This window comes from Clostridium perfringens, from assembly GCF_016027375.1.
Classification (GTDB): domain Bacteria; phylum Bacillota; class Clostridia; order Clostridiales; family Clostridiaceae; genus Sarcina; species Sarcina perfringens.
Genome location: NZ_CP065681.1, coordinates 2,038,833 through 2,061,991 on the forward strand (window position 1 = coordinate 2,038,833; position 23,159 = coordinate 2,061,991).

Genomic DNA, 23,159 nt, shown 5'->3' on the forward strand with positions numbered 1-23,159 from the left:
CTCCTTCCCATAAGCTAAATTAAATTTTTAGCTTCTTTAACTAGAGCATATAATCTATTCATAGCCTCCATAGGATTTAAAGATAAAATATCAACTTCTGAAAGTTCTTTTATCAAATTATCTTTTCCTATGGCAGAAAAATCTAATTGTATTTGATCATCTTCTTTTTTATGTGTTTTAGCCTCTGAAGCTTTTGAAATAACTTCTTCTTTAATTTCAATTTTATCCTCTTCTACTAGGGTTTCTTTAACTTCATAAGAGGTTGTAATAGAGGCTTCTTCTATGTCTTCTTTTGAAGCATTTACTTCTTTAAGAGCTAAATCTAAGTTATCCTTTGAAGATTCCATTTCAAGAGTTTCTAAGATTTCCTTAGCTCTATTTATTACCTCATCTGGAATACCAGCAAGTTTAGCAACCTCAATACCATAAGATTGATCTGCTCCACCTTCTATTATTTTTCTTAAGAAGATAATATTGTTATCAACTTCCTTCACAGCTACTGAATAATTTCTAACTCCGTGAATTTCTCCTTCTAATTTAGTTAACTCATGATAATGAGTAGCAAAAAGAGTTTTACATCTTAAATTTTTATTTTTACATATATACTCTATAACAGACCAAGCTATACTTAATCCATCATATGTACTCGTTCCTCTTCCAACTTCATCTAAAAGAACCAAGCTATTTTCTGTAGCATTTTTTAAAATGTTAGAAACTTCCCACATTTCAACCATAAATGTACTTTTACCACCTGCTAAATCATCAGAAGCTCCTATTCTAGTAAAGATTTTATCTACTACACTTATATTAGCCTTACTAGCTGGCACAAAGGAACCTATTTGACACATTAAAGTAATAATAGCTACCTGTCTCATATATGTTGATTTACCAGCCATATTAGGCCCTGTTATTATAAGAAGTTGATTATCATCTTTATTTATAATAGTGTCATTAGGAATAAACTCTCCCTTAGGAATTACCTTTTCAACAACAGGGTGTCTTCCATTTTCTATTTTAGTTTCCCCATCTTCATTAATTTCAGGTTTTATAAAATCATTTTCTAAAGCTACAAAGGCTAAATTGCTTATACAATCTAACTCAGCAATTATCTTAGCAGTAGTTTTTAGTCTATCTATATGATTTTCAACTTCATTTCTTATATCTAGGAAAATATCATATTCTAAAGAGCAAAGTTTTTCACTAGCTCCTAAAAGTTTTTCTTCTATTTCCTTAAGTTCTGGAGTAATAAATCTCTCTGCATTAGCTAAAGTTTGCTTTCTTATATATCTTCCTTCAGGAATAGAACTATAATTAGCCTTAGATATTTCTATATAATAACCAAAGACCTTATTAAATCCTACCTTTAAAGATTTTATGCCAGTAAACTCTCTTTCTCTATTTTCTAAGCTAGATATCCAATCCTTACCGTTAGTCTTAGCAAGTCTTAATTCATCTATTTCACCATTAAATCCATCTTTTATTAAATCACCATCTTTTAATGTTAGGGATGGATCTTCTTTTATAGATTTTTCTAAAAGATCATAAATATCTCTTAAGTCATCTAAATTATGGTGATAATTCTTTAGAAGACTTGAAGTGCAATTTTCTATAATTCCTTTTACATTAGGAATTTTACCTATAGATGTTTTTAATGCTATTAAATCCTTAGCATTAGCATTTTTATTTGAAATTTTCCCTAATATTCTCTCTATATCATAAATATCATGTAAAGCTTCCTTAAGAGAGTCATTTAAAGAAAGATCATTAAATAATTCTTCTACAGCATTTAATCTTAAAGTTATCTTTTCCTTATTAACAAGAGGTTCTTCAATCCATCTTCTAAGCATTCTACTTCCCATAGAAGTTTCTGTCTTATCTAATACCCAAAGAAGAGAACCCTTCTTACTTTTTTCTCTTAGATTCTCTGTAAGCTCTAAATTTCTTCTAGAACTTAAATCTATAGTCATAAAGTCAACCAAACTATATACTTCTATATCATTTATATTGGTTAAGCTTATTTTTTGAGTGTCTAGTATGTATTTAACTAAAGCATTACTTGATTTCTTAACCATTAAACTTAGAGAGTTTGATTTTTCTCCAAATTGATTATTTAATACTTCCTCAAAGTTTTCCTCAAAATATTCTATAGGCTTTCTACTTATTAAAGCTGGAGTAGTTAATGTTATATCTTTTATAAGCTCTTGATCTAAAGAATCTAAAAGTATTATTTCTTTAGGATTAAACTTAGATATTTCATCTAAAATAACTCCCTTTTCTAATTCTCCCTCTGTAGCTAAGAAATCTCCAGTAGAAATATCTGTTATAGCTAGTGAACATCTATTTCTCTCTAAGTCTGCATAAATAGTCATTATATAATTATTTTTTGTTTCCTCAACAAAAGAAGAATCTGTATATGTTCCAGGAGTTATAACCTTTATAACATCTCTTTTAACAATTCCTTTAGCAAATTTAGGATCTTCAACTTGTTCACAAATAGCAACCTTATACCCCTTAGCTACTAATCTTCCTATATATGAATTAGATGCATGAAACGGAATTCCACACATAGGTGCTCTTTTTTCTAAGCCACAATCTCTTCCAGTAAGAACTAATTCTAATTCCCTTGCAGCTGTTTCTGCATCCTCAAAGAACATCTCATAGAAGTCTCCAAGTCTAAAAAATAGAATACAATCCTTATAATTTTCCTTTATCTCAAAATATTGCCTCATCATCGGAGTCAGCTTCATTTTAGTACCTCCATCATTTCTATATGCTAAAACCTTATAACATTTTCTAAAATATCATAATCAATAACTATTATAACTTTTAAATATAAATTCTTTTTATTTAATTACTAAAGCCTAAAAACTTTTCTTTAAAAAGTTAATAAAATATACTTTGATTTTTTTAAAATGTTAATTATGTCATACTAATTATTCTAACATATTTTTTATGTAAGAAAAAACTAAAGCCTAAAATTAGACTTTAGTTTTTATCTAAATAATTATATTAATTAAATATTTCTTTTTCAAGTTCTTTTAACCACTTTTTATCTAAAGGTGGAACTCCCTCTAATCTATATGGAATATTAAGCCCTTCATATTTATTTACACCTAAAACATGATAAGGTAAAAGTTCAACCTTTTCTATATTATTAAGACCATCTACAAAATTCTTAATTCTCATTAAATCTTCTTTATTATCTGTATATCCAGGAACTACAACATGTCTTATCCACATTTTTTTATTCATGGACTGAGCTACCTTTAGAAACTCTAAGGATTTATCTATTGGAACTCTTACTAAATTTTTATATTTTTCAGGATCAGTTTCCTTTACATCAAATAATATAAGGTCAACATATTCAAGAATTTCTTCGTAATTTCCTAATCCCACACCTGCAGTATCTAATGTGGTATGTATTCCTTCCTTCTTACATAATTTTAAACATTCTAATAAAAATTCTGGTTGAAGAAGAGGCTCTCCACCTGAGAAAGTAACACCACCACCTGATGCATTAAAATATGTTTTAAATCTTTTTATCTTATTTACAAGCTCCTCTGGAGTATATTCAGTCCCCTTATCTTTACACCAAGTATCTGGATTATGACAAAAAGCACATCTTATTCCACAGCCTTGCATAAAAACTACAAATCTTATACCAGGTCCATCTACTAAGCCCATAGTTTCTAATGAATGAATTCTTCCTTTAACCATAATGCTGTCCCTCCTTACGGTAAACATTTCAAAAAAGAGTGTATAAAGCCTTCACCTTATACACTCTTATTATATAAGATTATAGAGAATCGTGGAATGTTCTGCTTATAACCTCTAATTGTTGATTTCTAGTTAATCTATTGAAATTAACAGCATAACCTGATACTCTGATTGTTAATGTTGGATACTTTTCAGGATGCTCCATAGCGTCCATTAAAGTTTCTCTGTTAAATACATTAACATTTAGATGGTGAGCTCCTTGTTTGAAGTAACCATCCATAATAGCAACTAAGTTATCTATTCTAGAATCTTCTTCTTTTCCTAAAGCATCTGGAACAATTGAGAATGTGTTTGATACACCATCTTCACAAACTTCACAGTATGGAATTTTAGCAACTGAGTTTAAGCTAGCTAAAGCTCCACTGTTATCTCTTCCATGCATTGGGTTAGCTCCTGGAGCAAATGCTTCACCAGCTTTTCTTCCATCTGGAGTTGAACCTGTTTTCTTACCATAAACTACGTTTGAAGTAATAGTTAGGATTGATAATGTGTGCTTAGCACCTCTATATAATGGATGTTTCTTAAGCTCACTTGAGAACTTTCTAACTATTTCTACAGCTAAATCGTCAACTCTATCATCATCATTTCCGTATTTAGGGAAGTCACCTTCTATTTCAAAGTCTACAGCTATTCCATTTTCTCTTACAGGCTTAACTTTAGCGAATTTAACTGCGCTTAATGAGTCAGCTACAACTGATAAACCAGCTATACCAAATGCCATTAATCTTCCTACATGAGTATCATGTAAAGCCATTTGTCCAGCTTCATAAGCATATTTATCATGCATGTAGTGGATAACATTCATTGTATCTACATAAAGCTTAGCAACGTACTCTAAAACTTTATCATAGTTAGCTCTTAATTTATCATAATCTAAAACTTCGTCTGTTATTGGCTCTAAACCTTTAATAACAACTTTACCTGATTTTTCATCAATACCACCATTTATAGTGTAAAGTAAAGCTTTAGCTAAGTTAGTTCTAGCTCCGAAGAATTGCATTTGCTTACCAATTTGCATTGCTGATACACAACAAGCTATTGAGTAATCATCTCCGTATATAGGTCTCATTAACTCATCATTTTCATATTGAATTGAGTCAGTTTTAATTGATACCTCAGCACAGAATTTTTTGAATCCTTCGGGTAATCTATCTGACCATAAAACAGTCATATTTGGTTCTGGAGCAGGTCCTAAGTTTATTAAAGTTTGAAGATATCTAAATGAGTTTTTAGTTACTAATGGTTTACCATTTACACCCATACCACCAATACCTTCTGTTACCCAAGTTGGGTCTCCAGCAAATAAATCATTATACTCAGGAGTTCTTAAGTGTCTAACTAATCTTAATTTTATTATAAATTGATCTATTAATTCTTGAGCTTCTAACTCAGTTAAAGTTCCTGCCTTAAGATCTCTTTCTATGAAAATATCTAAGAAAGTAGAAGTTCTTCCTAAAGACATTGCTGCCCCATTATTTTCTTTAACTGCAGCTAAGTATCCAAAGTATAAGAATTGAACTGCTTCCTTAGCGTTTGCAGCTGGTTTAGATATATCAAAGCCATATCTTGCAGCCATTGACTTTATTGCTTCTAAAGCTCTTATTTGCTCTGAAACATTCTCTCTTAATTGAATATATTCTTCTACTGAGCCTTCGCTTTCAAATGATATATTAGCATAATCTTTTTTCTTTTCTTCTATTAGATAATCTATACCGTAAAGGACAATTCTTCTATAGTCACCTATAATTCTTCCTCTACCATAAGCATCTGGAAGACCAGTTAAAAGACCCGCAGATCTTGCAGCTCTTGTTTCAGCTGAGTATGCATCGAATACACCTTGGTTATGAGTTTTTCTATAAGCATTGAAATGTTCTCTTATACTGCTATCTAATTCATAGCCGTATTCTTTTAAAGAACTTTCAACCATTCTCATTCCACCGAAAGGATTAACTATTCTTTTAAGTGGTGCATCTGTTTGGAAACCAACGATAACTTCGTTATCTTTATCTAAATATCCAGGCTCATAATTGTCTATTCCAGATACTCTATCTGTAGCAACATCTATAATGCCTTTTTCTATTTCTTCTATAATTAACTTTTGAGCTTTTTCTAAAACTGCATCAGTTCTTTTTGTTGTTCCTTCTAAGAAACTCTTGTCTCCCTCATATGCAGTATAGTTCTTTTGTATGAAGTTTCTAACATCTATTCCATTTTGCCATACTCCTTCTTTAAAGCCTTCCCATTGTTTAAACATATGGTCTACCCCCTCTTTCTTAATTGAAAATCTTTATCAATCTAAATTTAACACATTTTCATCACATTGTAAAGTTTTTGAGAATCAATTTCAACACCTTACAGGTAAATTTTTGTTAATTTGTTAATATTTAAATTGAATTATAGAATAATCACTTAAATTATAAGGTATTTTTAAAAAAATATAAATAATAAATATTTAAAATTTTCACATACTTAATAATTTATAAATAAAAAAATCACAATTATTTCCAAATAAATCTTTACTTTTAATTTGAATCATAATTTTAAAATCAAAGAGATTCTATTTCTTAAGTTGAATAAAATCTCTTTTTCAAAATTGCCCCTTTTTACTAAAGTTAATTTTTTATGAATCTGATACAAGTATATTTTCCTTTTCACTATCAATTCTAAATCTACATATTCCATGTCTCATTAAAGTAATTTCTTCAAGGCTAAAGCCATCACTATATAATGAGGAATAATATTTCAATACTAAAAAATCTTTCTCTGGATTTTCTATGAAGTTTTTAAATTTTAAAAGCATATGATCTTCTAAATAAAAATCCTCATCTTCTCCATCCATAAAAAATATATTAACATTTGTCACAGATTTAATATCATTATCTAAGTTATTTTCTTTTAAATAGGAATCAATAGAAGTATAACCTTTTCTTTCTTTATTTTTACTAAATAACCCCATTACCTCTTACCCCCGTATACTGTTTACATAGAAATATTATAACATTTAATATTACTCTTTTTAAATATAAAAAAGAGTATCTACTCTTGGATACTCTTTAAATTACTATATAATTAAAGTTCTTCTAACTGTTCTTTTATAAAGTCTACTAAGGATTTTGCTTTTATTTTTCTATAATTTTCTTTATCTTCTATAACAAAATAAAAGATATCTCCTTCTAGTTTCATAAGTTCAAAATCAGTGTCCTCATAAACTTTTTTAACCTTCATTAATTCTTTTAATTCTTTATTCCAATTCTCTCTACCTTGAATTTTATATCCTCTATCTAAATGCTCATAACCAAAATCTTCTTTAATAGCCCAATTTAACTTGCATAAATTAAAGTCTGTATCCAACCAAAATCTGTACTCTTTACCCTGTATTTTAAGATAATTGTTACAAACCTCAATTCTTATTTTTCCTACTTCTTCATTTTCTAATCTGTAATCAACAAAATTTTCTTTAATATCTTTTACAAATCCTAATTCTTCAGTTAAAAATTCATCAATCTTTCTATTTTCATTTGCAATTACTTTGTTTTGTGTATTATAAAACTTTTCTTTAATAGATAGTAACTCTCTAACTGTTCTATCTATTTCCTTTTTACATTCTTCTACTTCCATCTCTCTTATATTATTTTGCTTTAATTTGTTTAAATCCATTACTCAACACATCTTTTAAATTTAGTATTTTGATGATTTCTATTGCATTAATCCTTTAATTCATCAATTACCATATCTCGCAGTCTTGAATAATCTAAGCCTATACTTTTTAAATTTTGCATAGAGCTTTCTTATTAATAATACTCAATAAATAATACTTAAGAAATTTAGTTTTAAATTAGCACTTTTTTAAAGTTTTAATTTAGCCTTAACTTTCAAGTCTTTTTATAAAAAATTAAACTTTTACCATTTGTTGTTATTGACAGAAATTTTTTATTCATAAATAATCCCTCCCATAATACTTTATAATTTAATATTAACAAATTATGTATATTATGTAAACTATTTTTATGGAAATCAACTGGTTTTTAACTGTTTCTTGTAATTAAAATAATATATTTTCTTTATTTAAAGTTAATAACACTGAAACTTTTATTATAAAGTAGTATTAAAAATTTTTCCTAGTCAAAAGTTCTTTATATCCTAATTTATTTAAAAGCTTTGCAAAATTAGATAAATCTTTTTTAAATGCTATTATAATTGGTTTCTTTTTACCTTTTAAATATATCTTAACAATATTATTTTTATAATCTAAATTAAAATAATCTATGTCAGACTTTTTTATTAATTTAAAATTCCTATAAATATAATCGTTATTTATAGAGATAGATAAATTAAAAGCATATATTAAAAAATATAAAGCTGCTATATTAAAAAAATTAATTTTGTTTGTATAAAAAAATAATATTAATTGTAAAGTTGCAACTACTGTTAACTGTATAATTACAGATAAAAATTTAAATAATGTAAGCTTTTGTATATCTTTTTTTGTGCTTGGATTAATATAATAGGATTCATTAGAAAATAATCTTTTATAAATAAACCAATTCTTTATAAAAATACATGAAAAAGATATAAAAAGCACAAAGTTAAATAAGTTAATAGCGTTTGTTTTCATTTAATTCTCCCCGTTATATTAAAATCTCAATTTAATATTAACAAGTTATGTATATTATGTAAAGTTTATAACGATATACATGTTTTTAACAATGCATATTGTTTATTATTTTGTTTATTTGCTAAAACTTTAACATCATAAAATATAGCTACAACATGTGTTATATATAGTTCAATACTATTGTACTTATATGAAAGCTTAATTATGATTTCCGAAGTATCTAGTTTTATTACAATGAACTTATTTTTAGGCATAAGAAAAGAGCATACCCATAGATATACTCTCCATTATTTAAATTACATAAGTATGTTTATTAATAATATCTTTAAAATGTTTATCTATATTGCGTTTTAATAATTTTACATCTATATATTTATAAACCGTTGCAATATCAAGCTCAAGCCATTTTGCTATAATTTCTATTGGTAAATTCTTTTTGTACATATCATTTATAAAATAACTTTGAAATATATTTCTATTAATATCTTTATCATTTTGGAAAATCCCCTTTACAGCTCTTCTTATAGTTTCTTCAGTTATCTTTTTATACTTTCCTCCATATCTATTATTTAATAAATAATTACTTTTAATCTTTTTCTTTTTTAAATATTCTAAATGTTTTTTTATAGCATCATTTATATAGTTTGGTAATTTAATTTTTCTACCATTATATTTTATAAATCCGTCAGAATAATCATCTCTTTTCAAATTAATTATTAATTCATAATTTAATGTATATAAAAACAATAATGTTATTACTTCATTTTTACTATCTATTCCCACATAATAATTTTTCATTTTATTTATAACATAACTATCTACTTTTATATTACTTTTTAAGTCTTTATTTTCTACCTTTTCTATTATCTTTTTCAATCCATATAAATCAAATCTATTTTTTTCAATATATTTTTCTCTTTCTAAATAATCAAGAAATGACCTTATATATCTATATTTGTTTTTTATAGTTTCTTTAGACCAATTATTTTTTAATACCATATTTTCAAAATTATTTAAACTTAATTCAAGTGTGCTATATTCTTTATTAGCAATGTTACTGAAAAATATATAGCAAGCACTTCTATACTGACTTTCTATTATTGATTTTCTATCAATAAATTTATTTACAGCATAACTTTTGTAAAGTTCAAAATATTGCGTTGTTTTTAAATCAAAAATATATTTATAACTAAAAAAATTAAATAAAGTTAAATTCATTTTACAGTTATTATCTAAACTTACTTCTAAGAAATATTTATCTATATTTCTAGTTACTTTAATTGTATTGTCTACTAGTAAAAATTGATTTCCATTGGTTAATATTCCTAATCTAGAATCTTTATTAGTTAAATAATTTAGAAGCTGCCCTTTAGACTCATCATTTAATATAGATTTTTTAGATTTCACTTCAACAATAATTTTTTCCCCTTTAGGTAAATTAATTAATATATCAGTTACACCTTTACGATCCTTTTCTCTAGCTTCAAACTTCATCCATTCTTTTTTGTACCCTAAAATTTGCAGCATATCTACTATTACGTGAATCTTAACATCTTCTTCCGTACTATCATCTGGAAGATTTTCATATATCTTTTGTATTTTTTTTAATTCCATTTTAAACACTCCTTTCTAATTAATATTTTTCTTTAAAATACAAAAAATATACCTACTATTAAAATTATTTTAACCTAGTTTATAAGCATTTATTTTTTTTCACAATAAAAGAGCATATCTATGTGACATACTCCCTATTGCTTATTATTTATTATTTTTTTCTATACTTTTGTTGATTACTACTTGTTTTATCTAGCATTTCTATTCCTAATTCTGGTCTTTGTAATACTTCGTTTTTAAATAGTATTCCTAAATTTAATCTAGCTGTTCTATCTATTCTATTCCATTCATAACCTCTAAATAGATCCTTAACTAGAAATACTTCTTCAGAGTTTAAATTTTGTATTTGTTGTAAGCATTCTTTTAATAGTGGATTCATAATATATTTCCTCCTTGTTATAAATAATATTTATAAAATTTATCCGTAATAAAAGTACCTAAAATATATAGACTCTATTATTGCTTTATTTAATTTTCAAAATTCACTTTAGATACCGTAACATTAAAACCTTTTGTCCCATCAGGAAAAGTTACATATGTTTGTTTTAGTCTTCTAGTATCAACAGGTATATTTAATTCATTAGTCCACTCATTAGATATAATGTTATTGTTACCATCATAAAAATTAACTAATAACTCTATATATCCTATATTCTTATGGGTTTGATTGTTTATTTTAAATTCAATTTCATTTGAATTAGGTATTTGTCTAGCATCTTCTATTGTTATATTACTAATAGAATTTATTTTTGATTCATCTTCTTTTTCTTTAAATTCTGCTAAAGCTTTTTTCGTAGCCTGAATTTCGTCTGCAAAAACAATATTATATACTTCATCGTTATTCTTACTATTAATATCGAACATTCTATCTAATAGTTGATGAGTTTCTTCTGCTGTATGATTTTTTTTATAACTTAAAAGATAACTAACTTTCAACTTATATCCTAAAGATGTATTAAATATTATAATTCCGCCTACTATCAATATTATAGTTAATATACTAATTATAATTGTTAACTTTTTCTTATTCTTCGTACTTCTCTCCATACTTACCACACTCCATAACCTGTTAAAAGTTCACTTTTAATATTAACAAATTATGTATATTTTGTAAAGTTAATTGAAGTTATACTTTCTTTTCTATAATATCTAAATTAAGGTGATAAATATGAAAATAGGTACTAATTTACAAAGAATAAGAAAAGCTAAAGATCCTAAAATAACTCAACAAGATTTAGCTAAAGCTACTGGACTAAGTAGAAGCTATTTATCTGATATAGAACATAATAAATATAATCCTAGCTTAGATACTACTATAGCCTTATCTAATGCTTTAGGGGTTACTCTTAATGAATTAGATAATATTATTAATACTATTACTAATTCTGATTTAGATGCTAAACAATTAGAGTTATTAGAATTATATTTAACTGATCTTATTAGGGATTAAATTCTCTTTAATAGTTTTTATTTTCTCACTACCAAAAAATATCATTAAAAACTTTTCTTGTTCTTACTGTGGCATTCTAGCCCATATCTTATAGCTTACCGTAGCCTCCATTGATCCATTTTCAACTATTTGCTGAAGTTCAGGAATAAGATTTAAAAGTTTTTTTTAATCTTGAAGTTGTTGTCTAGTGATTCCTAATTCCTCAGCCATGTCTGATTGATTATATTTCTTATTTTGATTTTTTGTATATTGATTTCCTCTAAATTCTCCTTGTCTAATACCTTTAATTCTTTCAAGTTCAGTAATACATTTTGCCATTTTCATAGGATTAACATTTCCCACTCCTCTTTGCATTATGTTTGTACTAATTAAATCTTCAAGTATCATATCATCTATAAGTCGCATTCTAATATCAAAAAATTGGCTATATTTTAATATTGAGTCACTTTGTTACAATTTATCGCCTCAACTATTTTTAAACTCTTATTTTGCATTTATATGTAAGTTTATTTAGTGAATTTACATAAAATAAAAAAACTACATAAACATGTAGCTCTTTACTGTGAAAATATAAAAATTATTATTAGAAGTTAGATATCTATATCAACTAATTTATAGATAATATATACATTAAACAACAACTATGTGGTATTAAATATGGTATATAATCTAATTTAAGTATAGCCTTTCCTTCTAAATTTATATAATTATTTTTAAAATTAATCCCATAAGTTAGTATTTTTAATTAAATTGTTAAGTTGTTTTCTATTAACTCTATTCCTTCTACTTTAACTTAAATTCTTGTTTTTATTTAAAACTTCTTTTATCTTCTATAAATATTGAATTGTTTTTTATAAAAATATTAGCATATTTATTATCAGCAACAATTTCTAATATAGTTTTAAAATCCTCTAAATGTTTTGTGGTTAAATTTTTATTTTCAACAATTTTATCTAATCCAGCTAATAATACGATTTGTTCGCCTAATCCATAAGTATATATATCGCTTGGAATTAATTGAGTTATATTAAATAATATTTTCCCATCAAATAATAATGATTTTTGATATAAATCTAAAATTTCTTGATAAAAAATCCATTGTTTACTTTTTATATTTTCGCCTTGTATAGGATTATACCCTTTAAATACTGTTGCTATATTATTAACCTTTTGAATATAATTCATGTAAAATACAGCTAATATTAAACATTGTCTATAAGTTAATTTTTCAAATACTTTTAACAAAAAATTAAACTCGTCGGCATCCAAATAATCAACAAATCCAATATTAGCCAACATATTTCCATAAAAAATTTGTTTCATTTCTTGTGATTCTCTCTGACTAGCCACTACTATCGATTCAAAAACTTCCTCAGCATCTGTTTTCCCATTAGGTTTCTCTTTAAAGAAATCATCTTTTCTTAATTCATCTCCATTATTTATACGTTCAGCTATTCTTTCTATAGAACTAACCATACAATTTTCAACCCTTTTCTTTTCCCATTCAGTTAATTGACAAGGATCTATTTTATCTGCTAATGCTTGTATACTTTTACCATAAACGGTTTTAGCTACTGTACCAGATATACCTGTTGGATCTGATAGTACCATATTAACAGTAAAAGCAATTCCCTCGCCTATATATTCTTGAGTATTATCTATTGTTTTTTTAATGTTTTTCTTAATTTTTCTACTATTCATATTTAACTCCTGTTATTTATCTAAACTATCTACATTATAATCTAAAAATACTATCTCACCATCATTATAAGCTTCAGAACTTATTGCTACTCTTGGATCATAATTATTACCATCTGTTAAAACTTGACATTCAACTTTAGCTGAGTCAAAATCTAAATCATTTTGTTTCATTCCTTCTTTTATAAGTTTAATCACTTTATTTGAATATTCATCATCAATAATATTTTCTAAAAAATTATTTAAGAACTTATCTAATTCCACCTTATATCACTCTTTCTTTACTATTATACCATTATTACCCACTTTAATTAAATCGAATATTTTATTAGCGATACACTTGACTTTTAAATGCCAAAGTCTTATACATCTTTAGGGAAGCTGAGTGAAGGCAGAGTTATTCCCTATGAACAACATAAAAAAATTAAAATTATGAAGTCATAAGGAACTCTCAACTTATTATCTTCTTTTTCGCATCGTTTCAGTTGCCCTTATTAGTTAAGTATCATCAAACGTTATAAAGATTGTCCTATAACTTCTGATACAGTTTCCCCACTCTTTAGAGTGCCAAACTATCACCGTGCCTTTTGTTTTTGGATATTGGTAGACACACACCCAAGCGTATATTATAACCATGGCTCTAGCTATATCAATAAGTGTAAAATATAGCTAGTATAATATACTATTGATTTTATTGCAGCGGCTCAACTGACCACTCTTTTTTTTATAGTCCTCGTAGTGCAAGAAAGACTTAACCTATACTTAATTTTGGGTATAGGAAATAAAGCCTTGCAAATACTAACTTTTTTTGAAATAATACTAATTAAGTGATTGGTATATCCTAATATGAGGATATGCAAAGTTTTATTTAACAATATTAAGTTGTAATAAGAGTCAGGTGAGAGTGACTCTTATTTTTTTACCAATGTTACTTCTTGCTTGGGATTTCTACTAAATTTAATCCTTTTTATTTTGTTAGTGGGATTTTGTTTTAAATATTTATTATCCAAACACCACTTAAAAAACCTCTTTATAGTACCTACATAACTATCTAAAGTGCATAAAGAAATTGGTTGTCCAAAATCTCCCCTGTTTTGTGGAGAATTTGAATTTAGAATATTATCATTAGATACGTAGCTATATTTACCACGTTCTTTGGTAAACTTTATATAGTTTCTTATATGTTCCTCTTTTACATCTTCCACGTAAATTATGTTATAGTCATCTTCAAGGAACTTAAATAGTAACTTTAAGCTTCTTTCATATAGTCTTATACTCGCTCTTCTAAGATCTCTATATTTACAATCTGTCAAAAAAATATCTAATATATCTAATAACTCTTTTTTATTCTTTGTAAGAATTCTTGCCATAACAAAAAAACACCTCCTGTTAATTTAATTACAATTAACAAAAGATGTTTTTGTATCTTTTTCAAACATATTTATTGGTCTAAATTTATGTTTATAGATCTTTTTTTCTAAGTAAATAAGGAACAATTACCATATATCTAATTTATACCAAATATATTTTAGCCTATACTTCCTCTTACTTTACCCATTCTTACTATCCACTCATTTAGGATTTTAAGTTCTTCTGTGCTGTTACGCATTACATTTTCCTCAAGTCCCATTAAGTGCATTATTATTGGTTTTGTAGTTTTAAGTAAAGTATGATAGAATTCATTTTCGTTTAAGAAGTCATAATCTAATCCAAGGTTAAGAATTTCATTTACATATTTCATGTCTTCTTTATATTCTTGTCTAGCCTCTTCATCTATTATCTTCTTAGAAACTCCCCCATTTGCAAATCTAGCGGCAAATGCTAAGTCTTTTCTTAAGATTGGGTATATTTCTAAAAGTTTATCTATACCTTCTTGACCATACTTAGTTTTTATTTCATTTAATGCTCTACCCATTCCCATAAGTTCAGGTGGCATTCCTAATGTGTACATAGCTCCAGTAAATGATATAGCTCTTGGAACTGCATATTCTTTTGAGTTATCTATGCTAAGAATTTCTTGTTTTAATACTTCATCCTTAACTAAATCCGCTACGTTGTCTAAGTTTGCTACTTCTCTATTATATTCTAATCCAGTTTTAGCTTTTGTTAATCTATCTCTATTTTTAGGAATAAAGTCAGATACAAATGAAACTGTATCTATTACCTTTAAGAATGTTTGAAGATAATGTTTTGAACAGATTCCTATGAATTCTTTCATTAAATCTTTATCTTCTTCACTAAAGTTTCTAGGTTTTGATTGTGCAATTTTTTCTTTCAATTCTCTAACTGCATGTTTAGTTGCTTCTTCACCATGATCATATCTTAAAGCAGATTGAAATGTGAAAGTTTTAATTCCACTATATGTAGCAAGGATTTCATCTATGTTTTCTTCTGAGAAATGTCCTCTAAATGGAAGTGATCCACAACCTAAGATTGGGCTTATAGTTACTCCATGTTTTTCTCCCCATTTATAAGCTCCATCAACTGCCATAAGAACTGATAAAACTCCTGAAATTAATCCATAAGACATAGCAGTATCAGATCTTGCTATCATTATTCTAAGATCTTTTAAAATATGTCCTTTACTCTTTTCTATTTCGTAATGTTCATCTAATATTCTATCTATGTTTGCTAGTGCAGGTACATCCTCAACTAGAGGTATTATTCTAACACTATTTAAATCTAATTTAGTTTTGTAGTTTTTATTCCCCATATCAACTACTGAGTTAACTCTATCTTGAAACTCTGAAATTTCTTTACCAGTTTCAATCATAGGAACAACAACCTCTGAGATTGCTGGAGTTCCAGTTAATTCTTTTGATTGAACATTTGTTTCAATTATAGACATTATACTCATAAGTTGTCTAAATACTGATTCTTTATTTGCATTAGGTATTCTAGGAGTTACTCTAACGTCTTTTCCTGGAATTATACCATTTGAAATTAATCCTAATGCTATTTGTGATGTTTGATGGTAAGGTGTTAACTTTCCTTCAAAATCTATCATAACTTCTTCTATTCCTAAACCACCTTTATCTTGTGGTGTTAATCCTTTTATCGCTTCTGCTGGTTCTTGTTGTATTGAAATATAAGTTTCTACATTATCCGGATGTTGAGTCATCATGGAACAAGGTATCTTCATAATAAGTCCCCCTTTTCGTTTTAAAAAAATGAAATTTATAAGTTAATTATATTGCAACAATTTATTAAAATCAAGTGTTTCTAAAATAAAAATGCAATTTTTTTAAAAAACTACTTGCATTTTAAAGTTGCAAGAAAAGTTTCACAGAAAAATTCAACAGAAAAACAATTTCACAGTAACGAACTTTAATTAAACAAATTATAAATATAATTCGCAATAAAGAATAATTTCACTATTTCAAACTATATTATCCCCAAATAAGTTATATTAATTTATTAAAAGCTAGATTTTTATGAGAAAATATTGCCTAGGAAACCTTTTTTTAAATTTAAAAAAGATATTACTAGATAAGATAAAATAAAAATACACCCTAATTAAATAAGAAAGATTACTTGCAAATTTATAAAAATTAAGTGGGATGTATCAAAAATCCTATTGATACATCCCACTTTTAAATTATTCTACTATTTCACCAATTAATGAGAATGGTTGTGCTCTAACTATTTTTAAGTTAACTAATTCACCTACTAGTTTTTCATCACCAGCAAAGTTAACTAATTTACCATTTCTAGTTCTTCCAGTTAATTTAGTTTCATCATTCTTACTTGGTCCTTCAACAAGAACTTCAACTACCTTACCTTCATATTCTTTATTTTTTATTACAACCTTTTTGTTTATAGCTTCAACTAATCTATTAAATCTATCATGCTTTATGTCATCTGGAATTTGATTTTCCATTTTGTCAGCAGGAGTATGATTTCTTCTTGAATAGATAAATGTAAATGCTGAATCATATCCAACTTCTTCACAAAGACTTAATGTATCTAAGAAATCCTCTTCAGTTTCTCCTGGGAACCCAATGATTATATCAGTTGTTAAAGTAACATCTGGTATTTCTGATTTTATTTTCTTAACTAAATCTAAGTAGTACTCTCTGTCATAATGTCTATTCATCTCTTTTAATATTCTTGATGATCCACTTTGAACTGGTAAGTGAACTTGCTCACAAAGCTTATCACATTCTTTTATAGCCATGATAACATCATCACTTAAATCCTTAGGATGAGAAGTCATAAATCTAACTCTCTCTAACCCTTTAACTTCATTAACTTTTCTTAAAAGACCAGCAAAATCTATATCTTCTTCTAATCCTTTTCCGTATGAGTTTACGTTTTGTCCTAATAAAGTTATTTCTTTATATCCTTGAGATACTAATTCTTCTATTTCTTTTATGATATCCTCAGATTTTCTACTTCTTTCTCTTCCTCTAACGTAAGGAACTATACAGTATGTACAGAAATTGTTACATCCATACATGATAGTAACGAATGCTTTAACATCACTCTTTCTATCTATAGGTAATCCTTCAACGATTCCCTCTTCTTTGTTTAATATTTCCTTAACTTGAACACCTTCTTGAAGTACTCTATGTAGGTATTCAGGGAATTTATGGGCATTATGTGTTCCAAATATTATGTCAACATAAGGGAAAGTTTTTAAGACTTTGTCTGCCATACCTACTTGTTGCATCATACATCCACAAATTGCTATTACTAAGTTAGGATTTTTCTTTTTTAATTGCTTAAGTTGTCCAAGATTACCGAAAACCTTATTTTCAGCATTTTCTCTTACACAACATGTATTAAAGATTATAATAGAAGCCTCTTCTTTATTTTCAGTTCTTTCATATCCTTGAGATTTTAACATCCCTGATAATTTTTCTGAATCTTCTTCATTCATTTGGCATCCGTATGTAGAAATACAGAAGAGTTTTTTATCCATGTTATTTTCTAATGTCATGTCATTTCCTCCAATTTAAATTGTTATCTGTTGTATTATAGCATAAAATTTATTTTTATTAAAAGATAGATTTTTTAAATCTTGTTATATAAATCAAAAAGATTAAATTACTTCTAACAATAAACTGAATTTAAAATAAAAAAAGTCTTATTTCTAAGACTTTTTATTGCTATGTAAAAATTATTTATTAAACTGAATAAGTTACTAATTCATCTTCTTTAACATTTTCTAAAGAGAATTCCATTGTATCTATATGATTGAAAACACGTAAATATAACTTACCTAAGTTTTGATCATATGCACACATATAACTTGAAAAATCTGAGTCTTTTTTATCTTCACAAAAACGTTCAACATCCTTTGGAACCCAAACAGAATTTAAAATACTAAATAAACGTGCTGGAGCTTCTTCGTCAGTAATGTCTCCTATAAGATTTCTTAAATATGCTACACGTACAAACCTTGATGGTGAAGTATAATCTCCAGGTAATCCAAGCATACCTGTACCATTTGAAATTGGTGTAATAACTGTTTTACTATTTAAATTATTTTGTTGCTTATTAAATCCTTGAACTTGAATATAATTTGCCAAATTAGTCATGTGCCAATCAAATGTTGGATCATTAGCCATTACCCCTACAGTATTATCAAAAACACGAAAATGTCCATGGTTTGTTGGTTCTAATACAACTGATTCTCCCATTTTATCTGTGAAAGTATAATGTGCGGTAATAGGGTTTCCTTTTCCAAGCTCTCCTAATGATGGTATATCATCAGATGTTACTACAACTTTTGATATGTTATTTTTTATATCACTAACACTTTCAAAATTGCTTAAAATCCAAGTAACTATTTCTCCACTATTAATGGCTATAAGTCCTTGCTTTTCTATATTTTCTTTCTTATCCCATGTACATGCCTTTAAAAATAAAAGACCTCCAGCAAGCCCCTTTTCATTAACTCCATCAAAAAACAGAGTAGATCCACATAAATTTATACCTAAAAAGGCGTATTTAGTTTTCCAAGGTTTACTTTGAGTTTCTAAAGTAAAGTTTCTAGGAACGATTGTTATTTTAGAACCAACCTCAAATGGATTAAATGATGTATCTAAAGTTCTTCCCCAATAAAGATTATTGTTAACACTAGAAATATGTATGTGAGTGCACACCTAAATCATCTCCTCAAAAATTTTTTAAATTATGTTTTTAGAGTATACCTACAAACATTTATTGTCAATTTGAGCTTAATGCATATATGTATGCTAAAAAGGAGATTTACTTTGATTTTTTTATTATATATACATTAATAAATAAAATTTTTTATTAAACATATAGTATTTTTTTATTTTTATCAATTTAAAGTAACTTAAATAAATACTTATAATTTTATTGCTTAGTAGCTATATAACTTAAAATATGTTTATCTAATAAGCCCTTTTTTCATATAATTAATACCTTCTTATTATTAGCTGTTTTTAAATTTTTTATAAACTTTATGATATAATTAAAACAAAGGAGGGAAACTATTATGTATTTTCAAGAATTATACGATTCAAGCAATATGAGCATTTTAATTGCATTTATATTCTACTTAATAAGAATCTACCCAAGTTATGTTATGGCTAAGAAAGCTAACTTAAAACATTCGTGGATGATGTTATTTCCTGTACTTGGAGAATTTCAGATGTTACATTTAGCAGGATTATCATACTTATATTTTATAATTTATTTAATACCAGTTGCTAGATTTATACTTTTTGTAATTGTATTTTATAGAATACTTAGAAATTTTGGATTTGGACTATTTATGACTATATTAGGAATCATATTTTCTTTTATAGCATTCTTAACATTCTGGTATATTGTCCTAACTGATAGAGAATTTATAGGAGATATTCCACGTGAGTATCAAGAATTTTAAAAGGCTCTGTTTTAAGTTTATATTTATTTTCATAAATTACTTAAAACAAAGTAAGCAAAAAAAACTAGAGTAGAAATTTATCTTCTCTAGTTTTTTTATATTCCCTATTTTTACATCTGTATACTTGAAATATGAAAATATATGAAATATAATGAAAATATAGGAATTGAGAGGTGTATGAATATGAATAACTTTGAAAAACTTTATACTATTGAAGACATAGCAAATATGACTAGACTTACTTCACGTACCATTAGAAACTATCTTAAAGATGGAATATTAGAAGGCAAGAAAATTGGTGGGCAATGGAGATTTACTATGAAGGATATTGAAAACTTTTTTGATAACAGTAAATCTAAAGAAGAGGTAAGAGCTACCCAAAATAATGAAGTACTTGATTTTTTAGAATGGAAAAATGTAGATTCACAAAAAGAAGTACAAATCTGTACTATAATAGACCTTCATTGTAAAAATATATTAGAAGGAAAAGAATTATCTAAAAAATTAATTACAATAATAAATGAAGATGAAGAGGCTGTTAAAAATGGTGCTAAATTTTCTTATGAATATATAAAAGAATCTTCTAAAGCACGTTTTACTCTATTTGGAGATCCTGAATTCATAATAAAAACATTAAAAACCCTTGAAAAATAAACATTCTCCTTAAGTATATTATATAGTAATATACTTAAGGAGTTATTAAACTTCTATATATTCATCTCTTATATACTTTTGATTTAAGTAATATAATTCCATAATATTTTTATATAGATGATATGATGCCTGTATAGGATATAATAATAAAATAAGATAATAACCGTAAATTGATTTTATTGTTATTTTAAATGAATATGCAACTATAAAAATAAGAAGTAATGCTAATAATAAAAAAACAAATGCCTTAATTAAATGTTTTAATATATACTTATCATTAAGCTTTAAATTCCCTCTATAGACTACTGATAGATATGAGGAGTTTACTAAAATAAAGTATAAAAATTCATCTAAATATTTATGGAATATTAAACCTAAAAATAAAGCTAAAAAATTCAAAAATAAAGCTATTAGAAAATATCTTTTAAAATACTTACTATAAAATTTATTTTTTAAAAATATGTTTATTGGTATACATATAATAGAGAATATAAATACATCTAAAATCATAATAGATTCCCATTATAAAACTTTCTAAAATAATAATTCATACATAATCCTCCATCTTTTATTTAAATAATTTTATCATTTTATATACAAATTGTAAAATTATGTTGAAATAAAAAATAACCTTTGGAATACCAAAGGTTATTTTATTATATCAAATATATATTTTTTGAAATCTTCAAAAGACATCTTTTCTATTGAAGCTCCCTTATTGACTTTTCCAGTAGCAAAATCATATGATGCTGATCCATAGTTAAAAGCTGGGCTACCAACTATAAAGTTACTTCCTGGAGTTCTGTATGTAACCTTACATCTTAAGATATCTTCACAAAAGTTTAAAACTTCTAAATAATCTTCTAAATGTTTTTCAGAAATCATCTTAACTATAAATGAGAATAATTGATATCCTCCTAATAATTGTTGCATTCTTCCACCATGCATATTAAAGATTTTATCTGTACTGTAGAAATACTTCATATCCTTATAAGTTAATGTTTTAAATTCACTATTTATCTCTAAATCTTTTAAATCAATTCCTTTTAAATCCTCTTCAATACTTTCCCACTTAATTGATTTTGGTGTAGCGTTATTATGCACTGTTTGAGTAAATTTCTCTATTGCATTATCCATATATTTATTAACTGTAACTACTTCATCATTTATGTAGACAGTAAATTCTCCATTTTCATATACTAAGCTAATTTTATTTTCCATAAAAAAGCACTCCATTCTTTAATTAATAATAATTATTATATAATAATAAGCTAAATTTGTCCATATTAAAATATTTGCTAACTCCTAAATAAGATTTTCTAAAGTTGTTAATACTAGTAAAGAGGAGGTGAATACCATGTATGATTTAAAAGAACTAGAAGAAAATCAATCAAATCAAGAAGGAACTAACATAGAAATAAGCGATCGTGCTTATTATAGTAACCATTTAACAGATAGTGTATTCAAAACTAAGATATCCTATGTACCAACGGATTCTCTTTTATAAACTCAATAATAAAACTTACAAATCCTTTAAGAAAAAGTTCTAAATTTTCTCAGAATAGATTTGTAAGTTTTATTAAAGATTTATTTTTATACATATAATTTATCCTAACAATTCATATATACTTATTTCAGAAGCTTCTTTAAAGCCAGTCTTTTTATATAAATTTACAGCATTTATGTTATCAGACTTAACCTTTATATATACTTCCTCTAATCCTTTTATCTTAGCCTGATTTAATATGTGTATAAGTAAAGCTTCACCATATCCTTTACCTCTAAACTCCTCTATTATTCCAAAGTTAGCAATAGTGTATTTATCCTTTAAAAGCAATATTTGACCATAACCAATTATTATATCATCTTTTAATTCAAAAAATGCTAAATCTTCTAAAAAAGCTTTTCTATTACATTCATAAACAATATCTTTTGTTTTTAGTGGAATTCTGTTTTCTTCATAAAAGATCTCATTTTGTACCTTACAACGAATACTTTCATCTCTCCCTTTTACAAAATGGGTGAAAGTGAAATTTTCATTATTCTTTTTATTAAAATTAGAAATATCTATCTTTAACATTATATTAGAAGCCCTCTTTTCAAACCCATAAATTTTTAAATCAATTCCCTCATCTTCTTTTGCAGTTTCATATATATATTTACTTATATTAAACTCTGAAAAAACACCACTTTCTTCAGGAATACTTCTCATGCTACCTATCTTAGTAATTTTTTTTATATATGCATCAAAGTTTGCTACATAATCTATTTCCCAAAGCATATAAACCTCATTTTTATAAGTTACTTTGACAAAATAATTAGTACATAGCCTTTTTAGTGATAAATTTAAAATTCTTGCATATTTAAAATAATCCCACAAATTAAATCTAACTATATTCATACTACTACTCCTAAAACTTCGTCATATATTTATAGTATAAAACAATTCCCAGTTTAATACCAGTAGTACAAAATAATTATGAATTAAA

Annotated in this window: 22 protein-coding genes; 4 read left to right on the forward strand and 18 right to left on the reverse strand. The window is 26.2% G+C overall.

Annotated elements, in window-relative coordinates:
- Positions 1–14: 14 nt before the first annotated feature.
- From mutS to I6G60_RS09710, 9 genes are all read right to left on the reverse strand, one after another.
- A complete protein-coding gene (gene mutS / locus I6G60_RS09670; protein ID WP_011590676.1) occupies positions 15–2,747 on the reverse strand; it encodes a DNA mismatch repair protein MutS in 2,733 nt (910 codons plus the stop codon).
- 262 nt (positions 2,748–3,009) lie between these two features.
- Positions 3,010–3,717, reverse strand: a complete 708-nt coding sequence (pflA, locus tag I6G60_RS09675; RefSeq protein ID WP_003477793.1) for a pyruvate formate-lyase-activating protein — start codon at positions 3,715–3,717, stop codon at positions 3,010–3,012.
- 79 nt (positions 3,718–3,796) lie between these two features.
- Positions 3,797–6,031 carry a formate C-acetyltransferase gene (gene pflB, locus I6G60_RS09680; protein ID WP_110034744.1) on the reverse strand — a complete coding sequence of 745 codons (2,235 nt, stop codon included), beginning with the start codon at positions 6,029–6,031 and terminating at the stop codon, positions 3,797–3,799.
- A 366-nt stretch (positions 6,032–6,397) separates the two neighbouring features.
- Positions 6,398–6,733, reverse strand: coding sequence for a hypothetical protein (locus tag I6G60_RS09685; protein WP_110034743.1), 336 nt, complete (start codon positions 6,731–6,733; stop codon positions 6,398–6,400).
- A 113-nt stretch (positions 6,734–6,846) separates the two neighbouring features.
- Complete coding sequence (locus tag I6G60_RS09690) at positions 6,847–7,434, reverse strand: hypothetical protein (RefSeq protein ID WP_003465692.1); 588 nt, start codon at positions 7,432–7,434, stop codon at positions 6,847–6,849.
- A gap of 448 nt (positions 7,435–7,882) precedes the next feature.
- On the reverse strand, positions 7,883–8,392 hold the full coding sequence (locus I6G60_RS09695) for a hypothetical protein (protein WP_003465684.1): 510 nt from the start codon (positions 8,390–8,392) through the stop codon (positions 7,883–7,885).
- 291 nt (positions 8,393–8,683) lie between these two features.
- Entirely contained in the window at positions 8,684–10,006 is a 1,323-nt protein-coding gene (locus I6G60_RS09700; protein WP_003465706.1) for a type I restriction enzyme HsdR N-terminal domain-containing protein, read from the reverse strand.
- Between the two features lie 151 nt (positions 10,007–10,157).
- The gene (locus I6G60_RS09705) at positions 10,158–10,385 is read right to left on the reverse strand and encodes a single-stranded DNA-binding protein (RefSeq protein WP_003465713.1); all 228 of its coding nucleotides are present in this window, start codon (positions 10,383–10,385) and stop codon (positions 10,158–10,160) included.
- A gap of 89 nt (positions 10,386–10,474) precedes the next feature.
- Positions 10,475–11,053, reverse strand: a complete 579-nt coding sequence (locus I6G60_RS09710) for a hypothetical protein (RefSeq protein WP_003465690.1) — start codon at positions 11,051–11,053, stop codon at positions 10,475–10,477.
- A gap of 121 nt (positions 11,054–11,174) precedes the next feature.
- Between I6G60_RS09710 and I6G60_RS09715 the strand changes: the two genes are divergently transcribed.
- Positions 11,175–11,456: a helix-turn-helix domain-containing protein gene (locus tag I6G60_RS09715; protein WP_110034742.1), complete on the forward strand. Its 282-nt coding sequence runs from the start codon at positions 11,175–11,177 to the stop codon at positions 11,454–11,456.
- Positions 11,457–11,621: 165 nt separating this feature from the next.
- Here the strand turns inward: I6G60_RS09715 and I6G60_RS09720 are convergent, their stop codons facing one another.
- From I6G60_RS09720 to I6G60_RS09750, 7 genes are all read right to left on the reverse strand, one after another.
- The gene (locus tag I6G60_RS09720; protein WP_223932447.1) at positions 11,622–11,861 is read right to left on the reverse strand and encodes a hypothetical protein; all 240 of its coding nucleotides are present in this window, start codon (positions 11,859–11,861) and stop codon (positions 11,622–11,624) included.
- Positions 11,862–12,263: 402 nt separating this feature from the next.
- Positions 12,264–13,157 carry a hypothetical protein gene (locus I6G60_RS09725; protein ID WP_057257709.1) on the reverse strand — a complete coding sequence of 298 codons (894 nt, stop codon included), beginning with the start codon at positions 13,155–13,157 and terminating at the stop codon, positions 12,264–12,266.
- A gap of 12 nt (positions 13,158–13,169) precedes the next feature.
- A complete protein-coding gene (locus tag I6G60_RS09730; RefSeq protein WP_003465680.1) occupies positions 13,170–13,418 on the reverse strand; it encodes a hypothetical protein in 249 nt (82 codons plus the stop codon).
- Between the two features lie 647 nt (positions 13,419–14,065).
- Entirely contained in the window at positions 14,066–14,524 is a 459-nt protein-coding gene (locus I6G60_RS09735) for a phage integrase SAM-like domain-containing protein (protein ID WP_003465673.1), read from the reverse strand.
- Positions 14,525–14,682: 158 nt separating this feature from the next.
- Entirely contained in the window at positions 14,683–16,296 is a 1,614-nt protein-coding gene (ppcA, locus tag I6G60_RS09740) for a phosphoenolpyruvate carboxylase (RefSeq protein ID WP_011010232.1), read from the reverse strand.
- A 456-nt stretch (positions 16,297–16,752) separates the two neighbouring features.
- Positions 16,753–18,096 carry a tRNA (N6-isopentenyl adenosine(37)-C2)-methylthiotransferase MiaB gene (gene miaB, locus I6G60_RS09745; protein ID WP_003449335.1) on the reverse strand — a complete coding sequence of 448 codons (1,344 nt, stop codon included), beginning with the start codon at positions 18,094–18,096 and terminating at the stop codon, positions 16,753–16,755.
- A gap of 187 nt (positions 18,097–18,283) precedes the next feature.
- A complete protein-coding gene (locus I6G60_RS09750) occupies positions 18,284–19,264 on the reverse strand; it encodes a linear amide C-N hydrolase (protein ID WP_096071564.1) in 981 nt (326 codons plus the stop codon).
- Between the two features lie 359 nt (positions 19,265–19,623).
- Here I6G60_RS09750 and I6G60_RS09755 point away from each other — a divergent pair, with 359 nt between their 5' ends.
- Both I6G60_RS09755 and I6G60_RS09760 read left to right on the forward strand, forming a co-directional pair.
- Positions 19,624–20,016, forward strand: a complete 393-nt coding sequence (locus I6G60_RS09755) for a hypothetical protein (protein WP_003469947.1) — start codon at positions 19,624–19,626, stop codon at positions 20,014–20,016.
- A 183-nt stretch (positions 20,017–20,199) separates the two neighbouring features.
- Positions 20,200–20,670 (forward strand): helix-turn-helix domain-containing protein, encoded by a 471-nt coding sequence (locus tag I6G60_RS09760; RefSeq protein WP_111744190.1) that lies wholly within the window; start codon positions 20,200–20,202, stop codon positions 20,668–20,670.
- A 648-nt stretch (positions 20,671–21,318) separates the two neighbouring features.
- Here I6G60_RS09760 and I6G60_RS09765 read toward each other — a convergent pair.
- A complete protein-coding gene (locus I6G60_RS09765; protein ID WP_003449367.1) occupies positions 21,319–21,891 on the reverse strand; it encodes a hypothetical protein in 573 nt (190 codons plus the stop codon).
- Between the two features lie 136 nt (positions 21,892–22,027).
- Between I6G60_RS09765 and I6G60_RS09770 the strand changes: the two genes are divergently transcribed.
- Positions 22,028–22,177, forward strand: coding sequence for a hypothetical protein (locus I6G60_RS09770; RefSeq protein WP_003449347.1), 150 nt, complete (start codon positions 22,028–22,030; stop codon positions 22,175–22,177).
- 99 nt (positions 22,178–22,276) lie between these two features.
- Here the strand turns inward: I6G60_RS09770 and I6G60_RS09775 are convergent, their stop codons facing one another.
- Positions 22,277–23,071 carry a GNAT family N-acetyltransferase gene (locus I6G60_RS09775; RefSeq protein ID WP_110077441.1) on the reverse strand — a complete coding sequence of 265 codons (795 nt, stop codon included), beginning with the start codon at positions 23,069–23,071 and terminating at the stop codon, positions 22,277–22,279.
- Between the last annotated feature and the right edge of the window lie 88 nt (positions 23,072–23,159).